The sequence below is a fragment of the Vibrio sp. Vb1554 genome, from assembly GCF_033344235.1.
Window position 1 is genome coordinate 1 of record NZ_JAWPOJ010000158.1, and the last position, 1,505, is coordinate 1,505.

Below are 1,505 nucleotides of genomic sequence, written 5' to 3' on the forward strand. Positions count from 1 at the left end.
AAGTAGAAGCTCGCCCTACTCAACCAGAACCAGACCTGCGCATGGGTATGAGCGTTGTGGTTGAGCTGTAATCGCTCAAGGTAAAAAGTCTATGACGATTAAGATTTCACAACGGCATGTGTTACGGCGCGACAAGTGGCTACTGTCGTGCTTAACTTGGGTGCCTATTTTGCTTTCGCTTACCATTTGGGGCGTGTTTTCTGCGGGGATTGCGAGAGACCTGCCGATTGGCGTGGTCGATTTACAACATTCGCAGCTCTCTCGTAAGCTGATCCAAACGTTGGATGCCTCTTCAACACTGTCTGTGGATTATTACTACACCAGCGCGAATGAAGCCAAGAATGCCATGATTGAAGGCGATATTTACGCTTTTGCCGTCATTCCATCTAAGTTTGACCAAGACATTTTGCTGCATCGCCAACCACAGCTTTCAGTGTTTTTTAACAGCCAATATATTTTGGTGGCAAAGTTAATTAATTCAGCCGTGGCACAAGCTCAAGGGTACTTTGATGCTCAGGTGCAAGTGATGGGCAATCTCGCCAGAGGCAATACAACGACGTTGTCCGCGCTCGGCCAAGCTGTGCCAGTGTCGACCCAAATCACCGCGCTGTTTAATCGCAACACCAACTACGCGCAATTTTTGGTCACCGCTATCGTGCCTGCGATTTGGCAAATTTGTATCGTTGTGAGTACGATTTTGATCCTTGCGGCGCACTTTCGCATTTATGGGGGCAAAAATGGCTTTGAGTTTTTGGGTAATAAACCATACACAAAACTCAGCGCAATTTTGAGCCAATACATCCCAGTGTTTATGTTGCAAGGTGCCTTGTTCCTCTACTGGTTTTATGTGTTATTGGACTGGCCGATGGAAGGCAGTCTCGTAGTCATGTTACTGGCTCAATTGGTCACCGTTGTTGCCTGTATCATTATGGGCGCACTGTTTTTCTTTTTATCGATGGACCCTGCCCGCGCAATGAGTTTTGCTGGTGCGTTTACTGCGCCAAGTTTTGCTTTTATGGGGATTACGTTTCCAGTTTCCGACATGAACACGCTCGCTCATGCTTGGCGCTCACTATTACCTATCACCCATTACATCGAAGTTCAGGTTGGTCAGGCAAGCTACGGAGCCTCAGCCGCTCAATCGTTTAGTACTTTGTGGCCAATGTTCTGGTATGTGGTGCCACTCTTACTGACAGCCGCATTCATTCATAAATACCGAGCGGCAGCACTGTCGACTCAGCAAAGGGAGGCAGCATGACACTCTGGCAACTGATTAAAGCAGAGATTCGCTCTGTGCTGACCAACCCCGTCGTCACATTAACTGTTTTTGGTGGCGTGGTTTTTTATTCGTTTTTGTATCCGCTGCCATACGCTCAACAAACCCCTAGAGAGCAGCCAATTGCGGTCGTAAACCTAGACGGAAGCCAAACCAGCCTAAAGCTAGAGCGTATGGTCGATGCGACACCTCAAGTCAAAGTCGTCTCGCGTTTACATACAATTGAGGA

2 protein-coding genes are annotated in these 1,505 nt (G+C 47.9%); both read left to right on the plus strand.

From position 1 onward, the window contains the following. The first annotated feature begins 91 nt into the window (after positions 1-91). Positions 92-1,258 carry an ABC transporter permease gene (locus R8N28_RS24540; RefSeq protein WP_318183585.1) on the plus strand — a complete coding sequence of 389 codons (1,167 nt, stop codon included), beginning with the start codon at positions 92-94 and terminating at the stop codon, positions 1,256-1,258. Then, positions 1,255-1,505: ABC transporter permease (locus R8N28_RS24545; protein WP_412079930.1), on the plus strand; the 251-nt coding region annotated here is incomplete at its 3' end. The genes R8N28_RS24540 and R8N28_RS24545, both read left to right, overlap by 4 nt.